13 protein-coding genes are annotated in these 19,466 nt (G+C 42.0%); 7 read left to right on the top strand and 6 right to left on the bottom strand.

Features of this window, described 5'->3' with window-relative positions; genetic code table 11:
• Positions 1-10: 10 nt before the first annotated feature.
• The 6 genes from ACTXGF_RS25085 to cysM all read right to left on the bottom strand — a co-directional run bounded on the left by ACTXGF_RS25085 (position 11) and on the right by cysM (position 8,271).
• A complete protein-coding gene (locus tag ACTXGF_RS25085) occupies positions 11-451 on the bottom strand; it encodes a hypothetical protein (protein WP_443533552.1) in 441 nt (146 codons plus the stop codon).
• 290 nt (positions 452-741) lie between these two features.
• A complete protein-coding gene (gene mutM, locus ACTXGF_RS25080) occupies positions 742-1,683 on the bottom strand; it encodes a bifunctional DNA-formamidopyrimidine glycosylase/DNA-(apurinic or apyrimidinic site) lyase (RefSeq protein ID WP_443533554.1) in 942 nt (313 codons plus the stop codon).
• Between the two features lie 55 nt (positions 1,684-1,738).
• The gene (locus ACTXGF_RS25075; protein WP_443533555.1) at positions 1,739-4,276 is read right to left on the bottom strand and encodes a RelA/SpoT family protein; all 2,538 of its coding nucleotides are present in this window, start codon (positions 4,274-4,276) and stop codon (positions 1,739-1,741) included.
• Between the two features lie 423 nt (positions 4,277-4,699).
• The gene (rlmD, locus tag ACTXGF_RS25070; protein WP_443533557.1) at positions 4,700-6,271 is read right to left on the bottom strand and encodes a 23S rRNA (uracil(1939)-C(5))-methyltransferase RlmD; all 1,572 of its coding nucleotides are present in this window, start codon (positions 6,269-6,271) and stop codon (positions 4,700-4,702) included.
• A 62-nt stretch (positions 6,272-6,333) separates the two neighbouring features.
• Entirely contained in the window at positions 6,334-7,158 is an 825-nt protein-coding gene (locus tag ACTXGF_RS25065) for a 3'-5' exonuclease (RefSeq protein ID WP_057758412.1), read from the bottom strand.
• Between the two features lie 141 nt (positions 7,159-7,299).
• Positions 7,300-8,271 (bottom strand): cysteine synthase CysM, encoded by a 972-nt coding sequence (gene cysM, locus ACTXGF_RS25060; RefSeq protein WP_414706926.1) that lies wholly within the window; start codon positions 8,269-8,271, stop codon positions 7,300-7,302.
• Positions 8,272-8,862: 591 nt separating this feature from the next.
• Between cysM and ACTXGF_RS25055 the strand changes: the two genes are divergently transcribed.
• The 7 genes from ACTXGF_RS25055 to ACTXGF_RS25025 all read left to right on the top strand — a co-directional run bounded on the left by ACTXGF_RS25055 (position 8,863) and on the right by ACTXGF_RS25025 (position 19,439).
• Positions 8,863-12,465, top strand: a complete 3,603-nt coding sequence (locus ACTXGF_RS25055) for a hybrid sensor histidine kinase/response regulator (RefSeq protein ID WP_443533559.1) — start codon at positions 8,863-8,865, stop codon at positions 12,463-12,465.
• Positions 12,466-12,688: 223 nt separating this feature from the next.
• Positions 12,689-13,501 (top strand): crotonase/enoyl-CoA hydratase family protein, encoded by an 813-nt coding sequence (locus tag ACTXGF_RS25050; protein WP_134292623.1) that lies wholly within the window; start codon positions 12,689-12,691, stop codon positions 13,499-13,501.
• 354 nt (positions 13,502-13,855) lie between these two features.
• Positions 13,856-15,115, top strand: coding sequence for a multidrug effflux MFS transporter (locus ACTXGF_RS25045; protein WP_443533562.1), 1,260 nt, complete (start codon positions 13,856-13,858; stop codon positions 15,113-15,115).
• A 357-nt stretch (positions 15,116-15,472) separates the two neighbouring features.
• Positions 15,473-16,342 (top strand): transporter substrate-binding domain-containing protein, encoded by an 870-nt coding sequence (locus tag ACTXGF_RS25040; RefSeq protein ID WP_443533564.1) that lies wholly within the window; start codon positions 15,473-15,475, stop codon positions 16,340-16,342.
• A 12-nt stretch (positions 16,343-16,354) separates the two neighbouring features.
• The gene (locus ACTXGF_RS25035) at positions 16,355-18,535 is read left to right on the top strand and encodes an ATP-binding protein (RefSeq protein ID WP_443533566.1); all 2,181 of its coding nucleotides are present in this window, start codon (positions 16,355-16,357) and stop codon (positions 18,533-18,535) included.
• Between the two features lie 61 nt (positions 18,536-18,596).
• The gene (locus tag ACTXGF_RS25030; RefSeq protein WP_057758425.1) at positions 18,597-18,959 is read left to right on the top strand and encodes a response regulator; all 363 of its coding nucleotides are present in this window, start codon (positions 18,597-18,599) and stop codon (positions 18,957-18,959) included.
• Positions 18,960-18,989: 30 nt separating this feature from the next.
• A complete protein-coding gene (locus ACTXGF_RS25025) occupies positions 18,990-19,439 on the top strand; it encodes a chemotaxis protein CheX (protein ID WP_057758427.1) in 450 nt (149 codons plus the stop codon).
• The last annotated feature ends 27 nt before the right edge of the window (positions 19,440-19,466 follow it).

The raw sequence follows: 19,466 nt of genomic DNA, 5'->3' as shown, positions 1-19,466 counted from the left end.
AAGCAAATTGTTACGGAGTGACCACTACATAGTCATTGGTATTAATTAGAATTTCTGACGGTTGATCGACAACGATACGTACCACGTTATTATCAACGACTTGAGATTTGTAATAATTGTCTTCTGCAACTGTGCAGCCTAAACAACGTCCCATCGCATCCCATGGCTCAACAAATAGCTTCTGCTGTGCTTGATCTGCATTACCACCAATAAGTGAGAAAGGTAGGCTTACGATATAAGCTGCCGTACCAGCTACAGCATTCACAAGTTGCAATGGTTTACCAACAATCGTATCAACTACCATCGTTTCGTATGAAGGCCCGAAATCAGTTTCATCAATTTCTATAGCTGCAAAAGTAGGATGAATAGTCGCAGCTACCAATCCTAAAGTTGCCAATACAGTAAAAAATCTCTGCTTAACTGTGCGTTGAGTTTTTGCTTTAACAGTCATAACGATATCCTGAAACTCATAGTAGTATGATTAATGGCTGCTGCTATCTTCACACAGGAATCTTGCGGCAACAGTAGTTAGGCTAAATATTACAGAAAAATAAATGATACGCACTATTTATGTAAGCGCTAGCACTATTAAAGCAAGATGTGCACTAATAAGCAACAAAAATGAGAATAATCTAGCTATAGCTTTGGCAATATTTGATACTTTCAAAAATAAATACTCTGTCTAGATATTAGCCTCATTTAATCTAAATATACCTCAAGCAAACAGATATCAGTTATTAGCTATTTCAACAGCTGGCAATTTGGACAATAAACACTGGCTCTACCAGTAAGCTTAATGTTTTCTAGTGCCGTGCTGCAATGCAGACAGCTTTCTCCTTGTCTACCATACACATTTAAGGTTTGCTGAAAGTAACCAGTTTGACCACTTGCTACTGTGAAATCTCGTAGTGTCGAACCGCCCAGTTTTATCGCTTTCTTTAAAATTTCTTTAATATGATTAACTAAAATGACAATTTGTTCGTGCGAAATTTGATTGGCTGGTGTAGCAGGGTGGATGCCGGACAAGTACAAACTTTCAGTCGCATAGATATTGCCAACACCGACCACGACTTCTTGTTCCATGATGACAGATTTAATCGCTCGGGAGATGGGTTTTAATCGCTTATTCGTTTTAGTATCATCTGACGATGACTCATTGCTATCTTGACTAGATAAATCTATACGCTGGATTAAACTGTACAAATAGTCTGCGGTAAAATCTTTTGAAAGCGGCTCAGGACCCAGATGATCTAGTAGTTTATTGCCGTAATCTTCATGCCATAGTACTGAACCAAAACGTCTTGGATCATAGTAGTGTAGCTGAGATTTTTTATTAGCAGTATCATTAAAAACGACGACCAGATGATCATGTTTACGCTTATCAGTACCGTAGCTGTGCTGCTGTAAGCTACCTGACATTCCTAAGTGAATGAGAAGCTGACGCGGTTCAACTTTGCTGGCTGACATGGGAGCGTTATTCTGTGCAGCTACTGGCAGAAAATTAAGAATCAAATACTTTGCTCGGCGCTCGACACTCTCCAATGTGTAATTAACCAGCTCGTCTAAGTTATCTGGCATCATCCATCGCAGCTTTGGTTGAAATACTTTAACATCAACGACCTGTTGCCCCAACAATGGAGCAAGACTGGCTTTAGTGGTTTCTACTTCAGGTAATTCAGGCATAGTATTTTTTGACAACTCTATTGTGGAATAAACAACGACTGGCTTAAGGTTTCATTTAAACGACTGCACGGCGTGCATGCAAAATACCATGTTGCTGTTCTAATTTTGCGAGCAACTTAGACAAATGCGCTAAGCCTGAGACTTCAATATGGAACTTTAAAAAAGCAATATTGTCGTCATTGCTTAACGTTTGCACTTGGCGAATATTGACGTTTTCTTTATCAATTATCTGTGTCAAATCACGTAGCAAACCGCGTCGGTCATATGCTTCGACATGAATATCAACGGGTTGATAACGCCCCGTCTGCACTTGCCAAGCGGCTTCTATCTTACGCTCAGGGTCACGCTCGACCAGACGTAAGTACTCTGGGCAACCTCGATTATGCACGCTGACGCCACGCGATAGAGTGATGTAACCAGCAATCGGTTCGCCATGCACAGGGTGGCAACAACCTGCCAAATTGATTTCGATATTATCCAAACCATCGATATGGATTTTATACGCATCGAGCTTACCTGTATCTCGGTTATCTACATGCGGTACAAAGCTCTCTGGTGGGATCTCAGGCTCTAGATGCAGCTGACGAGAGATATGACTAGTCAATTGATTCAGGCCAATATCACCTGTCACCAGCCCTACAATAATATCGTCGGTCGTATTGACATGAAAATGCTGAATGTAGTCGTTTAGATCAATACTGTTAGGATGAACAGATAGGCGCTCAAGCTCTTTACTGAGCATTTGGCGACCTATTTCAATATTCTTATCACGGTCTTGCTTATTAAACCATTGGCGCAGTTTTGAACGGGCCCGATTGGTATGGATATAACCTAGCGATGCTACCAACCAATCACGATTGGGCTCACGCGACGCCTTAGTGATAATCTCAACTTGCTCACCTGTTTTTAACTGATACGTCAGTGGCACATAGCGTTGATTGACGCGGGCCGCCTGCGCGCGGTTGCCAACTTGAGTATGCACATAGTAGGCAAAATCGAGAACGGTCGCGCCTTTTGGTAGTTCGGTAATATCACCATCGCGACTAAAGATATAAATACGTTCTAGCTCATCAAAATCAACGAGTTGCTCTTCTTCGTCAAACTCGATATCGTCTATCTCTTCGCCCGCTACCACAGCTGAGCGTGGTTGATTGCGTGTCTCATTATTAATAGATAATAATTGGCGCAATGAGCTGATTCTTTGGTTCAGATAGTTGTCTTTCTTATTCTTTAGCCCTTCTTTGTAATTAACGTGCGCACACATGCCAAGTTCGGCCTCAAAGTGCATCTCATGAGTACGAATTTGAACTTCAAGTGACTTGTTTTCCGCGATTACAGCAGTATGTAGCGAGCGATAACCATTAGACTTAGGGTTGGTAATATAGTCATCAAACTGCTCAGGAATATAACGCCATAAGCCATGTACTAGGCCTAAAACGTGATAACAGTCAGAAGGGCTATTAACCAAGACACGTAAAGCGCGAATGTCATAAAGCTGATCGAACGATAAACCTTTAAGCTTCATTTTTCGATAGATAGAGTAGATATGTTTGACGCGTCCAGATACTTCGCCTTCAATACTGGCATCTGCTAATGATTCATTTAATTTATCTTGTACGCGCTGAATATAGGACTCACGTTCGCTACGTTTTTCTGACAGCAGCTTAGCAATTTCTTTGTAGCGGTCAGGCGCAAGATAACGGAAAGCTAAATCTTCGAGCTCCCATTTTAGCTGTGCAATACCTAAACGATGGGCTAATGGTGCATAAATAGTCATGACCTCACGCGCGACACGAGTTTGACGCTCTGGCCTAGAAAACGTCAACTCACGCATGGCGAAAGTACGTTCAGCCAGTTTTATAAGGACTACGCGCACATCGTTAGTAACAGAGATGAGCATGCTATAAATATTTGATAGCTGATCACGTTGATTATTGACGAAATGGTCTTCTAAGCGCTTGTTACTCTCAATAATCTCCGACAGCTTACCCATTGCAAGGGTGTCTTTCACAAGCGTCAAAATATCTGGACCAAAGTTTTTTTCAACTTCAGCGAGACTGATGATTGATTTGCGGGCACTGCGATACAGCATGGCCGCGACCAATGCATCTTCATCTTGATAAAGATAGGTCAGAATATCGGTCATACCAATACCGGTCACATAAGCACCTGAACGCTCAGATTCACTGGTATTCATATGACTGCGAATAAATTCGCAAGCTGCACTTAGGTTGGGTACTGACTCTTGTCCAATACGTTTAGCCACATTATCTAGCCAAGTCGGTACGTCGATATTGGCTTGGTCTAAGTCGACCGCCTCCAGCTCTTCGTTTGATAGCGGATTGGTATCATCCAAATACTCGTCTTCAGTGTGAGGGTCATGTAAATGATAAGTGTGCGCAGCGGAGCGATCAAAAGTAGTATGTAACTTGTGAGTTGCCAACTGGTATTTGATGTCGAGGGGAATTTGGGCATAGCTATTGGCTGACTGGTGAGAGCGTTGGCTCGCCACCAGTTGCGCCGCAAGTGTTGCACTATCGGCCTGCGTGGTCTGTCCATCCACCAGCGGTAATCCTTCACGAATTTTTACCATAGCCGACTCCTCTTAGCTATTTTGAATTGATTATAACCTCATCTACTATGCACACACTCTGAATTAACGATCCATAAAGTGTCAGCTATAAACCAATACAACTGCTAAAAATGTGATTTTTAGCAGCTATAAAATGCGCGTAAAATATATAAAGCTATGAGTGCAAATGCTTGCTATGTAGCGATTGGAAACATCATCAAAAACATAGGAAGATTGTTTACTATTATCTCATTTTAAAGTGACAAATCAAGCGAGCCTCTGTACGGCTGTGGTCAATTACGCTAAATAATGGCTATTTATTAGCACAAACTTATCAAAGCTTTTAATTATCTTAGGTAATTGTAATAACACTTAATTGTCTCTTTAATTAGGTTCAACTATTAGTTGTTACTAACTATTAATCATTCTTGAAGATTAATAATGTTAAACCGCTACTTTTTCAAAGCGAGCGATAGATTCAACATGACCTGTATGGCAGAACATATCCATCACGCCAGCATGAGTCAGACGATAGCCTTGTTCTAACAATGCTTTTGTATCACGAGCAAGGGTCGCTGGATTACAAGAGACATAAACAATGCGCTCAGCATTAAATTTTGGCAAATATTGCATAATCTCCCAAGCACCAGAGCGCGGTGGATCAATCAACAGTGCATCAAAGCCTTGGTTGGCCCATGGCTTATCAGTACAGTCTTGAGTCAAATCTTGACTATAAAACTCAGTATTGTTGATACCATTGCGACGAGCGTTGTCAGCAGCACGTTTGGTCATGGCTTCACTGCCTTCGACACCGACTACTGAGCCTGTCTCGCCAACGAGGCGCGCTAGCGGTAAGCTAAAGTTACCCAAACCACTGAATAAATCTAGTACGCGTTCGCCTGCTTTTAAGTCCAATAAGTCACAGGCAAGCTTGGTCATCTGACGGTTGACCGATAAGTTTACTTGAGTAAAGTCAGTAGGGATAAATTCAAAAGTCAGATCATACTCTGGCAATTGATAATATAAACGACCAAATTGCTCGCTCAAATCATCAGCGTCTGTCAACGCAATACGTTGGATGCTATCAACGCCTTTCGACTGCAAATATAGCTGCCAATTACGCGCTGCGAAAAACACTTTTAGTTTGTCTATATCAGTATCTGATAACGGTTCTAAATTACGTACGATGAGCGCAACTGGCTGATTGCCATCAGGTAGTTCTGGCAGTTGCTCACCCATTGCAAGCTCAAGCTGAGCAATCTTGTCACGACTCTCTAAAGTGCTAATAAGCGTTTTTAGGTTTTCAATCTCAAATCCAATACGTGGATCCAAGATATGACATTCATTTAGCTCTGCCAAGAAGTTACTTGAACGCTCGCGGAAGCCGACAAGCGCGGTTTCTTTTTTGACAACATAGCGCACGCCCAAACGTGCTTTGGTACGATAACCAAGACGATCACCGACCACAGGGGCGAGCCAATTGTCAGGTTCCGCGTTGGCTTGATGCATCAGCATTTCAGCCAGTACTGATTGTTTAAAGTTTATTTGACCATCTGGCTGCCAGTGCTGCAAGTTGCAACCGCCGCAGGTACCGAAATGCGGGCAGGATGGGACAGCACGTTCAGGGTTTGGATTGGCGGTAATACTAATGGCATCGCCTTCTTCAAAGCTAGCACGGCTGTTGGTTATTTTTACTAAGGCGCTTTCACCTGGTAGAGCAAAGCTAACAAAGATTTTTTTGCCGTGTTTGTCTTCAGCATGGCCTTCCGCAACGTCAAAACCATTACCATAGACAGCAACGCCGCGACCATCATGTGACAAGCCATCAATATTAAATGGAATTGGCTCTGCATCTTTTAGGCGACGACGTGTCTTTGATGATGGCTTCGATTTTTTCTTACTAGGCGGAATGACAATCGTTTGGGTGTCGTTTGTTTGAGCTTCATTCGTTTGAGCGTTACTGTTTTGCGCTGCCATATCAGATGCTGTAGATGTTTTTGAATCGGTGGGTTGCATAAACCTGCCTTAATAATAAATAACTAGAAGAGGGGAATAAAAAACTACTAATAATGCGATTTCTATAATTCGGGTGCCGATGACCAGTCAGCGATAAACTCTTGATGTCGCGGACTACCGTCAGCTTGGGTATACTTTGCCAGATAGTCATAGCTCTGCTGCTGCCAAGCATCAAAATCTTGTGAAGACAACTGTCCTGTTAGACGTAACCAGCGTAAATAAATAAGCCAAGTGTTCATAACATCAGACTCACAGTATATAGATAGGGTCTGCCAGTCACCGCTACTAACAAGCGCGCCGACCATGCTGCCATCTACATCAGTTTTACCAGGTAATCCATACAAACTTGCGACAATATCCATGGCTTCACGGCGACTAGCACCGTACTGGCTAAACCGATCCATCAAGTCTAGATGACGCGTATGAAAACGGTTAACATAGTTATCAAAGCGCATGTTTTTAATACGCTCGCCTTCTTCGAACAGCCATGGTGCTGACAAATCATATTGCATGGCACGATATATCAGTACAGGTATGTCAAAGCCTGAGCCATTCCAGCTAATAAGTTGCGGCAGTGTTTCAATGTCGTTAAACGCTCTAAAGAATTTGGCTAGGATTTCTTTTTCACTAAATTTATCGGCAGTCAAAGAAAATAGCGATAACTTACCATCCTTGATATACAGAGCTGAGATACAGACGATGCGTTGTAGTGGCAAGCGCATAAAGTCGTGCCCTGCCTCTTGCGTACGTATGGCTGTCAGCGCGCTTAACGCATCTGCATCATTAAGATCGGCCAATTGCGGATAGATACGGCGTGCTGCATCGACATCAGCGACAGTCTCGATATCAAAAACCAATATAGGGTCGGATGGTAGCGCTTGTGACATAGATAATCCTGACTATTTATGAGCTTATAGTTAATTCATTATAAAAAAATGACAGCGCTAACCTTGCTTGAAGTATTGCATCTGCACTTGGCTGCTCTGCACTTTTTTAAATTAACGTTACTAAATGGTATTTCTTATGCATTAATTAACTTCTGCGCTGCTGTTATCCGTATTACTATCGTCAACGTTATATAAACCCGTTGATAAATAACGATCGCCACGATCGCAGACAATAAAAGCAATAACAGCATTAGGATTTGCTTTTGCCACTTGGGTCGCTGCCCATGCAGCTGCGCCCGAAGATACTCCAGCAAAGATACCTTCAGTCTTCGCCAATTTACGCATATAGACTTCGGCAATACGCTGATCGATATCCATCACTTCATCAATCAAATCTGCATCAAAAATACCTGGCATATAAGCCGCTGGCCAACGGCGAATACCAGCAATCGAAGCTTCTTCGTCAGGCTGTAGGCCGATGATTTTGACGTCTGGGTTTTGCTCTTTTAGGTAGCGTGATACACCAGTAATCGTACCTGTCGTGCCCATCGAGCTAATAAAATGCGTAATTTTACCTTCTGTCTGTGCCCATAGCTCAGGGCCTGTAGTCAGGTAATGTGCTTGACTATTATCAGGATTATTAAACTGATCTAATACAACCCCTTTGCCATCTGCTTGCATCTGTAATGCCAAATCACGTGCAGCTTCCATACCTTCGTCTACTTCAATCAGCGTTGCGCCATAAGCAATCATGGCATCTTTACGCTCTTGGGTAGAGTTGGTTGGCATCAGCAATGTTATTGGGTAGCCACGCATTGCAGCGACCATGGCCAATGCAATACCAGTATTGCCACTAGTGGCTTCAATCAACATATCACCAGGCTTGATATCACCGCGCTGTTCTGCTTGATAAATCATATTAAAAGCAGGACGATCCTTTACTGAGCCCGCTGGATTATTACCTTCAAGCTTAGCTAATACTGTGGCGCCATTGGCAATGTGCTCTTGCTCAGGTAGGCGTTGAAGTTGTACAAGCGGCGTTTGACCAACGCAATCAGCGAGGGTAGTGATTTGAGTAATAAAGTTAGCATTTGACATGGCCGTAGTGGACATAAAGTATCCTTTTCTATTTTTTAGATATGTTTTTAATGGCTTGTTTTTGATGGAAGCGCTGTTTTTATTGTTTGATCATAATTTTAGACAGTCGCTTGGGTTATAGGTTTACGGTCATAAGCGAGCTAAAAACGAAAGGCATTAGAGTGCGCTCTCATATGTTATGACTATGAGCGATATATTGTGGTAAATAAAAAGTGGCTTTATTATATCATTTTGTTTTCAGCTGCGCTTATCGCATCAAGGATTAATAGTCACTGTATCAAGTCAATGTCAATGTTACGTTGAAGGCTGCAAAAGTAGGACCATTGCTTACAGCCATATTCTCTTTAACACAGAGTGGTTGGTACTCTAATTATAACGTTGTTCATCATATAGAATGCTTAACCAGAACTTATAGAATCCTGTTAAGATAATCTTGAGTTATATATCAATTGTCTTATCAAAACCAGTGACCTTATTAACGATTAGTGGCTTCATTAAAAGTAGCGCCTTACCCAAATGCTTTGACACGACATGCTATAAGTATCACGAATACTGACATTATTACAAAAATTCACGGCAAGAACCTTAGTAGAGAGTAGACCTAGCATGGCATATAAAAAACGTTTCGATACCAGTAGTGCTTATGGTCAGCTGATCATACTGGTGTTTTTGCCTATCTGTGTGTTGGCAGCAGTAGGCGGCATCTTGGTATTTCACGAAACCATGCGTGCGAGCGACTCGGAGCAAGAAGTATTGGCCGAAGCGGTACTTATTCGTTATACGCCAGTCATAGCTGAACTGATTCCTGAGCTGCTAGAACAAGAGCGCCAGCAAGTAGGGAGTAGTGCTGAGAGGACCCAACAAGCGGCGATGACGACGCTAGAGGGTATCCAAGATAAGCTTGGACGTATGCAGTCTGAGCAGCATGTACAGCGCATTGCTATTATTAATGAAGGCAATCAAATACTAGCAACCGTCGGTTATGGTCTCAATGAAGAGTGGCCGCTAATCAGTGATTCCGCAAGCTTTTTGTCACAACGACCAACGCCTGTAGGCACAGCGTATGGCAGTGTATTGGGAGAGTTTGAAGGGCAAACGTTGTGGCTGCTCGTCGATATGGATAATGAGCCGCTCTATATTGCACGCTACCGTATTGCGATGGCGTTAGTGATTACCGGCCTGTTTACTATTTTGATTCTACTACTGAGTCTAAATATCTATTCAAAACGTTGGATTGCCCCCATTTATGAGCTGCGTTTGCAGTTGCAACGTACCCATGTCGATAATTTATACCAACCTGTACCAGTAGAGTCAGATGGTGAACTGAATCTATTACAGCAAGATTTAGTCAGAACGTTACGCCGCTTACATAGAAGCTTTCAAGAGCTCAAAGACCATGCCGAACAAACTGAGGATGATTTACGGTTGGCATTTGATGAAATGGAGATGCAAAACATCTCTATTCGAAATGCACGTGATGCAGCGATTTCAACCAGCCAAGCAAAGTCTGCGTTTTTAGCCAATATCAGTCATGAACTGCGTACACCATTGAACAGTATCGATGGCTTTATTAACTTGCTGGCACGTCATGGCGAGCTTAATCCTGAACAGGACTTGTATGTACAGACTATACGTAAGTCCTCAGCACATTTGCTCGCTTTGGTAAATGATGTCTTAGACTTTTCTAAAATCGAGGCAGGCAAGCTAGTACTGGATCGTCATGAATTTGATCTTTATGACACTATTTATGATGTGGTTGATATGCTATCTCCTGTCTCTGCGGAGAAGGGTTTACGTATGGCAGTACTGTTTTACAATGATGTGCCGATGCGCATCAACGGCGATGCGTTACGTCTTAAGCAAGTATTGACCAATATCGTTGGTAATGCCATTAAATTTACGGATAGTGGTGATGTGGTGGTGCGTGTGAGCTTAGATGACCACCGTGATAATTATCTGATGATTAGTGTGCAAGATAGCGGCAAAGGTATTTCCCTTGCAGATCAAAAAATGCTGTTCCAAAGCTTTAGCCAAGGCGACCCATCAATCACGCGTCAGTATGGTGGTACAGGGTTAGGTCTGGTCATCTCTAAACAGTTGACGCGCTTGATGGGCGGTGATATTGGATTTCATGATAATGCCCAAGAAAATATTGCCAACCAAGGTGCGACGTTTTGGTTTCGCATGCCGGCTCATGTCGATGTGCTAGAGGCAGCCACTGGTCAAACGATTGAATTACCAGTATTAGCGCCACTGGCAAGCGAGACCGATGAGTTTAATGTACTGGTTTGGATCAATCATACTGCTTCGATACAAGTACTAAAGGCCAGCTTACAGTATTTACCAATTAAGTTGACTCAAGCCAATTCATTACCAGGTGTGCTTGAGTCATTGAAAGAGCACGGTAATTATTGGGATTGGGTCATCGTTGATGATGACACGCAAGACGATATGATGGCGCTCCTTAAGCAAATACGTTTGCATTATCAAGGCAAGCTTGCTGTATTTGGCTATCAAGTGGCAGCCGATCAAGCGCTACTCAATCGCTATCATGCCAACATACTGTATGAGCCATTAGACAAAAGACAGCTGTACGCGATGCTTGATACGCAAAGCCGTAGTACGCCGCAAAGCCTGCAGGAACCACGCTGGAAAGGGGTCACGGTACTGGCAGTTGATGACCATTTGCCCAATTTACTAGTGCTTGATGCTCTATTGAGCGAGCTAGGGATTCAGGTAGTTACTGCGAGCAGTGGGTTTGATGCTATCGAAATTATCAGTAAACAACAAACCAAAAATATTAAAACTGCCAAGAGTGATAAGCAAAGCCTATCGAATAAAACGCAACTTTCTAAAGCAGAAACACGTGATGAGATAAGTAAGAAAACAAACAGCGCGTTCTATCATGAGGACACGAGCGCTGACGACAAAGCAGCCACTCAAGACAAAGATAATATTGATCTGATATTTATGGATATTCAAATGCCGCGTATGTCAGGACATGAGGCAGCTAAGCAAATCCGAAATATCGAAAATGCAGATAGTCGTATCCCTATTATCGCTCTGACCGCGCATGGGTTGGCAGATGAACGTGACAAACTTATAGCCAGCGGTATCAATGACTATGTCGGCAAACCGATTAGCCAACCTCAGTTATTGCAAGTGCTACAGAAATGGCTTGGTCGTAAGAGTACGACACCACAATTGACCGCGTTGCCCGATACAGATTTGCAGAGTTTTGGGTTACAGCATCCTGACTTACAGGGTGATAACTTACAAGGTGCTAATGTACAAAATGCTAACGTAAAGGGCACCGACTCATCAGAGGCTGAGCTAATTGCTATTGACTCGCTGCGCGGTTACTCAATCAATGATAATGATTTATCAAATGACTTGCGCTCTAACAATGTAAATGGTCAAGAGACTCAAGATAGTTCAGATACATTAACCGCTACTTATCCAATGATAAGAGGAAACGGGGTAGATCGTGATAGTACCTCTGTCAGTAGCGAGCCGAAAATTACCCGTCCACTATCCCTGAAAAAAATCCGTGATGATTATTTGCGCGATAGCCAGCCTCGTGAAGGCTATAGACGAGATACTGCGCGTGATATTCAGCCGCGCTATGAAAGCTTACGTTTACAAAAACAAGGTCAATCGCCACTACTACAATCACCAACAAAGTCTATCGACAGCTTTCAAGACCAAAGCCCCCAAGATAGAACAGCTCACGATAATACGACTTTACATGAGCAAATCAATAATGACCTTAGTAACAAAAATATAAGCAAAAGTGATACCTCAAACATTTTAGATTGGCAAGATGCGCTCACTCGTTCAGCGAATAAACCTGAATTGGCAGCCAAGCTTATTATCATGATGATCGATACTATCAATGATGAAAAGCAAGCGCTTATTCAGGCATGGGAAGCTCATGACCGCAATATGCTGGCACAAATTGCCCATCGTATACTGGGCGGTAGTCGATATACAGGTGTACCGCAACTGCGTCAGGCTAGCCAAGATTTGGAAGATAAGTGCCTGCTGAATGTACAGCATACGACACCTGTGCAGTTTACAATGATTGAGCCTTATTATGAGGCATTGTTAACGGCGCTAGACAACTTGCAAAAAGTAGATTTATCTTCTTATCCGCAGCTTAATTATCATCGCTTGAGCGAAAATGATATGACGTGGAAAATGATATAAGTTGAGGATGAAGTAAAATAGATAAAATCATTCAGGTTTAGAGAGCTATAAGTAACCTCGTTAAATTTGCTAGTCGCTATCAACTAGACAATCTATATCTGTTGTATATGAAACTGAGGATAGTATCGTGGCAGTCAGTTATTACTACGGTACAACAAAGACAAGCCTGCTAATATTGTGAATATCAGTACCAGATTTATTTTATTCATTAATAAGGATTGTTATGAACGCGATTGCAAGTTACCAGTATGAGACCTTACAAGTTAGTATTACAGACAACATACTGACGGTTACCTTAAATCGTCCACATAAAAAAAATGCCATGAGCTTTCAAGTAATCAATGAGTTGATTAAGCTGGCAGGTCGTATCAGCAAGGACAGAACCATACGAGCAGTCATTCTAAATGGGGCAGAGGGGACGTTTTGTGCAGGTATTGATTTAGGAGACTTAAATCATCCAAAAAACACAGCATTTGCGCTTTGGGAATTGATTAAGCCATGGCAAAGTGCGTTCCAACGAGTATGCTTGGTATGGCGTGATCTACCAGTACCTGTCATAGCAGTATTGGAAGGGTATTGTATCGGCGCTGGGTTGCAGTTGGCGTTGGCTTGTGACATACGTGTCAGTCACCCTGACTGTCAATTATCTATTATGGAAGCTAAATGGGGGTTAGTGCCAGATATGGGACTGACTCAATCGGCATTTGGAGTTCTAAGAGAAGACACTCTAAAAGAGCTCGCCATGAGCGCTCGTATCATCGATGCTAATGAAGGCAAAGAGTTAGGCTTGATTAGCCACTGTAGTGAGGCGCCTCTTGAACAGGCACAAAAACTTGCTGCCGAATTCGCAGAGCGCTCTCCTGATGCAGTGCTAGCAAGCAAACGCGTGATAAATGCGATGTATGATCAACCTGCTAAGACTTTATATAAAGAAAAAGCATGGCAGCTTAAAATGATGCTTGGTCGTAATCGTAAGCTTGCTCTTAGAAAAGCAAAGCAGGCCAGCACCTTATTTGGCAAACGCCAATTCCGCTAAATTTTTGCTATCAGTAAATTTGCTAGCGTTATTTTCGTTTAATTCACTTTAATAGAAGAGGTTGCTACTTAAGAATACCAGACATATTTTGGTAAATTATTTTAACAGGTTTAATTGTTAGCGGTTATTTCGCCAATATCTTATGGCCATTGAAATGCAAGCAGATAGCACGATATAGCATTGTCTGCTTGCACCGATGTGGGTAAAGATGCACTATTGTCGTTAAAGGTATCTATTTCGATTACTAGATAAGCCAGTAAAATGACGAAAGCCTACCTAACAACACGTGCAAGCAATTAAACGTCGAAAAATAAAATATTAAAAATAATAGCCACTATATAAAACGGTCTAAATATGTCTGCTTCAAAACCCTCCCTCCCAAACAAACCTATCGCTTCTGAGCGAGTGCGCTCTGCCGATTTGCCTGTCGCATGGATTATGATGCTTGGGCTGATGGTGGCGGTAGGACCATTATCGATTGATATGTATCTACCAGCATTGCCATCGATGGCAGATGATTTTGGTGTTTCAACGGCATTTATGGCCAACTCTGTTCCTGCATACTTTTTGGGCTTGGTATTTGGGCAGCTATTTTACGGACCCTTCAGTGACCGTGTTGGCCGTGTCAAACCTTTATATATAGGTATGACGCTATATGTTGTCGCTTCTATTCTTTGTGCGACCACTGATAATGAGTACGTACTTTTTGCAGGCCGTACTTTACAAGCATTAGGCGCCTGTGTCGGTGCAGTAGTTACTCGTGCCGCAATTCGCGATCGCCTTACGGCCAAGCAAACGGCAAAAGCTTTTTCCATCATGATTTTAGTGATGGGCTTAGCACCCATATTAGCACCATCGCTTGGCGCGCTATTCTTACAGTTTTTTGATTGGCATTCTATCTTTTGGTTTTTAGCTGCATTTGGCGCTCTAAACTTGCTACTTACTAAGTTTTTCTTTTTTGAAACTTTGACCGAAGAAAATCGTAACGTACGCCCTGCAAGAGAAGTGCTCAGTCAATATTGGGATTTATTAAAAGACCCGACTTTTAACTATCCAGCAATTGGTGGTGGATTGTTAATGGGAGCAATGTTTGTCTATATCAGCTCGGCTTCAGAGCTAATTATGGATACTTATGGCGTCTCAGCGACACATTTCGCTTGGTTGTTCGGAATGAATGCGGCAGGTTTTGTAGGTTTGACTCAGTTGAACCAATGGCTTACCAACCGCTTTCGAATACTAAGTATTTTGCGATTTGGGGCAATGATGCAGGTTATCTCCGCGGGCGTGCTATTTGTGACTGGCTTACTTTTAGGGACGGATGCTTGGTTGCCACTGGTGCTGGCTTGTATTTTCTTTTGTATCGCAGGACTGGGTCTGACTCAGCCTAATGCTTCTGCAATTGCGCTCGCTTTTCAGAAACGCCGTGCTGGTATGGCAAGTGCACTACAAGGTTCGCTAATGTTTTCAGTCGGTATCTTTGGTGGCTTGCTATTGAACCTGTTTCCAGTCAACCCAGTTCTCAAAGTTGGTATTGCCCTGTTCTCACTAATGAGTTTCGGTTCTTTCCTGATTTGGAAAATTGATCGTAATCTAAATTTGGACGATGCAGAGTAACAGCGTTTCTATTTTAAGTTAACTGTATTTTAAAAAGCACTCATACGGTCACAGCGTATGAGTGCTTTTTTGTGCGCTCTATTTATTTTTATTCAAAGCCAAATTAAATTTTATAGGCATTCTATATGATGGAATTTATTGATTATAAACGAGTATATATTATTTACGATTATATGCAGCCTTTGCTATATATGGCTTACCTTAAATAATAACCAAACATAATTATTGCAATCGTGAAATTAGGCAAGTACTATCTAGCGTAACTTTCTGTAAGTGAATATGTATAGACATTGCTTAACCTTGCTAGATTGTCAATTAATTAAAACGTAAAACAACGTTAGGTCTCAAGGATAGATTATGAAGCAGTTATATCGAGCGTTACCGATTTTGTTGAGTGTGGGCCTATTTGGCTGTGGTAATTCTGCTACTCAAGAAAATGCAAGCGCCCCAGTAAAGGAAAATATAGATAGCTTTGTGAGTAAGCTACCTGATACAGCGCCAACATTGAAAGTTGCCATGACTGGTGATTTGCCGCCTTTTTCATTCCAAGATGACTATGGCAATATGCAAGGCACTGATGTTGATTCAATTCGTGCTATTGGTGAAGAGCAGGGATTCAAAGTCGAGTTTTATAAGGAAACTTGGCAAGATATGTTCGATAGCGTCGAAACAGGAAAGCGTGATCTAGCGATTTCTGGTATTTCTTACAAAGACGATCGGGCAGTGAGATATGGTCTATCAACACCATACTTTTTCAACCCAGCTACTATCATGTATTTGGAAGGTAAGTTCGATATAAAAGGCTTAAACGATATAAAAGGTCTAAAAGCAGGTACGTTAGAAGGCTCTAAAGAAGAAGACACGCTAAAAGAAATGGGCAGTTCAGTTGAGCTAATTTCGAGACCTACAGCATTTTTGGCGTATCAGGATTTGGTTCAAGGTAATACGGATGTCTTCTTGTACGATATGCCAGTCTTACAATATATCGTCAAAGGCTATCCTGAGCATAAAGTGAAAATTGTACCCTATGAAGCTGCAGATGCACCTTCAGCCCAGCAAGTGGTGCTCATGGCAAAAGAAAATACTCAGCTTATCAAAACGGTTAATGAAGGTATTGCCAAACTAAAAGAAAAAGGGACATTTAAAGAAATTGAGGCGCGCTGGTTGGGTGAAGCTGACCCTGCTGAAAAGAGCGACTCTGACACCAACACCAAGCAATTGAACTAAGGAATTCTGAAGATGGCAACCGTACCTAATGTTGACAATAAGCGCTATCAAGGTCTGATTATTTCAATTGCACTATTTTTATCTCTAATCGGTGCTTTGCTGGCGTTTACGTTTTATACCTCAAATTTATTAGAAAGAAACACCGCTTTAATTGACCAAACTAACCAAGTTGCAAACAGTGCACAGGCAGTAATTAAAGATCTTTTCGATTTAGACAGTAGTTATGGTGAGGATACTAACTCTCCCCATATACAACGAGTGCTAAGCCGTTTAGAACAAAATACTGCGCTAATCACCAGCTCGATTGCTGCTATTGAGCAAGGCAGTACAATTACAGATGCAGAAGGTAATAGCTATGACTTGCCAAAAATTGATAGTCAAGCACAAACCAATATTGCTGCGGCCAATGAGCAATGGAAAGCGCTAGAGCCTAAGATTCAAACATATCTAAAAGATGCTGACAATATCATGATTTCCTCTGAGGATAATCTGACACAGGCTGTTGAGCAGGCTAAGACATCAAGTTTGTTTATTAACGACTCTTTAGATAGTCTGACAAAAGATGTATTTAATAGTGCAGAGCGTCAAGCAACTACCATTCGTCTTATCCAGGTGCTTGGTGTTGCCGCTATCTTTACCTACTTCCTAATCTTCGTATTCTTCTTTGTACGTCGTCTACGTGAGACGGATGCTGAAGCACTTGCCGCTCGCCAAGAAACGCAAGAAATTATGGAAACAGTGAATACGGGTCTTTTCCTACTGGATAAAGACTTGAATATTGGTCAACAGCATTCTCGAGCGCTGAACAATATCATCGGCTCTGATAGCTTGGCAGGGGAAAACTTTACCAATGTCTTGCGTGGCCGTATCTCTGATAAAGACCTTAAGACCACACAGCAATTCATTGAACAGCTCTATAACCCTCGCGTTAAAGAAAAGCTAGTAGATTCACTTAACCCGTTGAATAAGGTCATGCTGCATAACTTATCTGACGACAAGAGTCTTGATAATCGCTTCTTGGATTTTAAATTCTCACGTGTTTATGACAATAAAGACATTGCCCGTATTTTGGTCAACGTGAATGATGTATCAGATGCAGTCTACTTAGAACAGCGCCTAGAAAAAGAGCGTTCGCAAAACGATATGCAGATTGAGATGTTGACGACTATCTTGAATGTAAATCCGAAGATTATTAATGAGTTTATTGGTAATACCCAAGCGCATATCGAGAAGATGAATAATATCTTGAAAAATCCTGGTAGCTCACAATACGAGCTTGAAGGCAAATTGAAAGCTATTTATCGTGAAATGCATAGCTTAAAAGGTGAAGCATCAGCACTAAAACTACATAGCTTTACGAAGATTGCTTCTGATGCTGAAGATAAGTTACATGCATTACAAAACCAAGGTCAGTTGTCTGGTAATGACTTCCTACCATTGGCAGTACATTTGGATGACTTGCTTAGCTTATCGAACACGATTGCGACATTGGGTGAGCGTATCAACCGCTCAGCACCGACAGCAGCTAAGTCGTCAACCGTACAAGCACCAATTGCTACTCAAAATTCAGTAGCAGACCATGCAGCTAGCAATGCTGACTTTGATGGTGGGCTAGATATCGACTTAGACAATGAAGCAGATGACGATTTATTGTCTTTTTACAATGAGTTTACAAAAGAGATTGCTGCCAGACAAGGCAAGCGAGTACAACTAAAAAGTACGACGCTGACCCAAACAAGTATTCCAGCGCATCTGGCAAAGCCAATCAAAGAAATCAGTATTCAGTTGCTGCGTAATGCGGTAGTCCATGGTATCGAGTCACCAAGTGTGCGTCATACTACTGGCAAACCTGACGTTGGGACCATTGATTTGGAAGTGCAAGACAACGGTTCAAACTTTATGTTGGTTGTTCAAGACGATGGACAAGGTATCAACTATGACAACATCCGTAATAAACTGATTGAAGAAGGTCGTTTCGGTACAGAAGACGCAAATCAGCTTAGCAAAGGTGACTTGCTCAAACAGCTGTTCTCTTCTGGATTCTCTACCAAAGAGCACGCAGATGAAGACGGTGGCCGCGGTGTTGGACTTGATATCATCAAAGCAAAAGTAAAAGAGTATGATGGCAAGCTTAACGTAAATAGCGAGCTGGGTCAGATGACACGGTTTGTCATTACTTTACCTAAAGCTTAATCAAAATAGTAATTATATTGTCAGGGACGACAAGCACTTCATTAAAGGTAGTAGATAAGTTATGCATAAGTTAATGATTGTTGATGATTCAAATATTATTAGAAACCGTATTCAGCGCGCATACGATTCAGGAAAGTTCATGCTGGTTGCAACAGCGACCAGCGGTGTTCAAGCCATCGAAAAGTTCAATGTCCACCGTCCTGATGTGATCACCATGGATCTAACCATGCCACAAATGGATGGGCTAGAATGTATTGAAAAAATCATCGCGATTGATCCTGAAGTACGCATTTTAGTGGTATCAGCGTTATCGGACAAAGCCACCGGCATTGAAGCACTGTCACTAGGTGCTAGCGGATTTTTGTGCAAGCCTTTTTCGGAAGAGGAGCTTGTAGAGTCTTTGTATGAGCTGATGCAAGACTAATACCATTCATCGACCAAAGCAGATGTCATTATGAAAGAGCAAAAGCTACAGATTTTTTTAAGTATTATTAGTAATTATTTTGACCAGTTTGGTGGAGAAGAGCTTATTGCTGATACTCCTTACTTACTAGAAAACAAACAGCCAAAAGTCCACGATTATACGGGCGTGATTGGTATATCTGGTGGCCAAAAAGGCGTGGTATATTTTTCGGCGACGCGTGACTTGCTGTCTTCAATATTAGACAGCATGGGCGAAACCGATAAAAGTGAAGAGAACTATGTAGATCTGGCTGGGGAAGTGGCCAACACCATCGCAGGCAATGCACGTAAAGAGTTTGGCTCAGAGTTTCATATCTCTGTACCATTTGTGTTCAAAGGTGCGCCGCAAAGTATTGTATTGCCGAACGATGAGCGTTCTTTTATCATTCCCATCACTTGGCATTCTCAAGTAGGCGAGATTGTGGTTTGTTTGCAAGACTAATGCTGCCACGTAATACAGATGGATATT

Source organism: Psychrobacter sp. 1Y6, from assembly GCF_052258385.2.
GTDB lineage: Bacteria > Pseudomonadota > Gammaproteobacteria > Pseudomonadales > Moraxellaceae > Psychrobacter.
The sequence above is the reverse complement of the archived record's forward strand: the minus strand, read 5'-3'. Positions and strand labels throughout refer to the sequence as shown.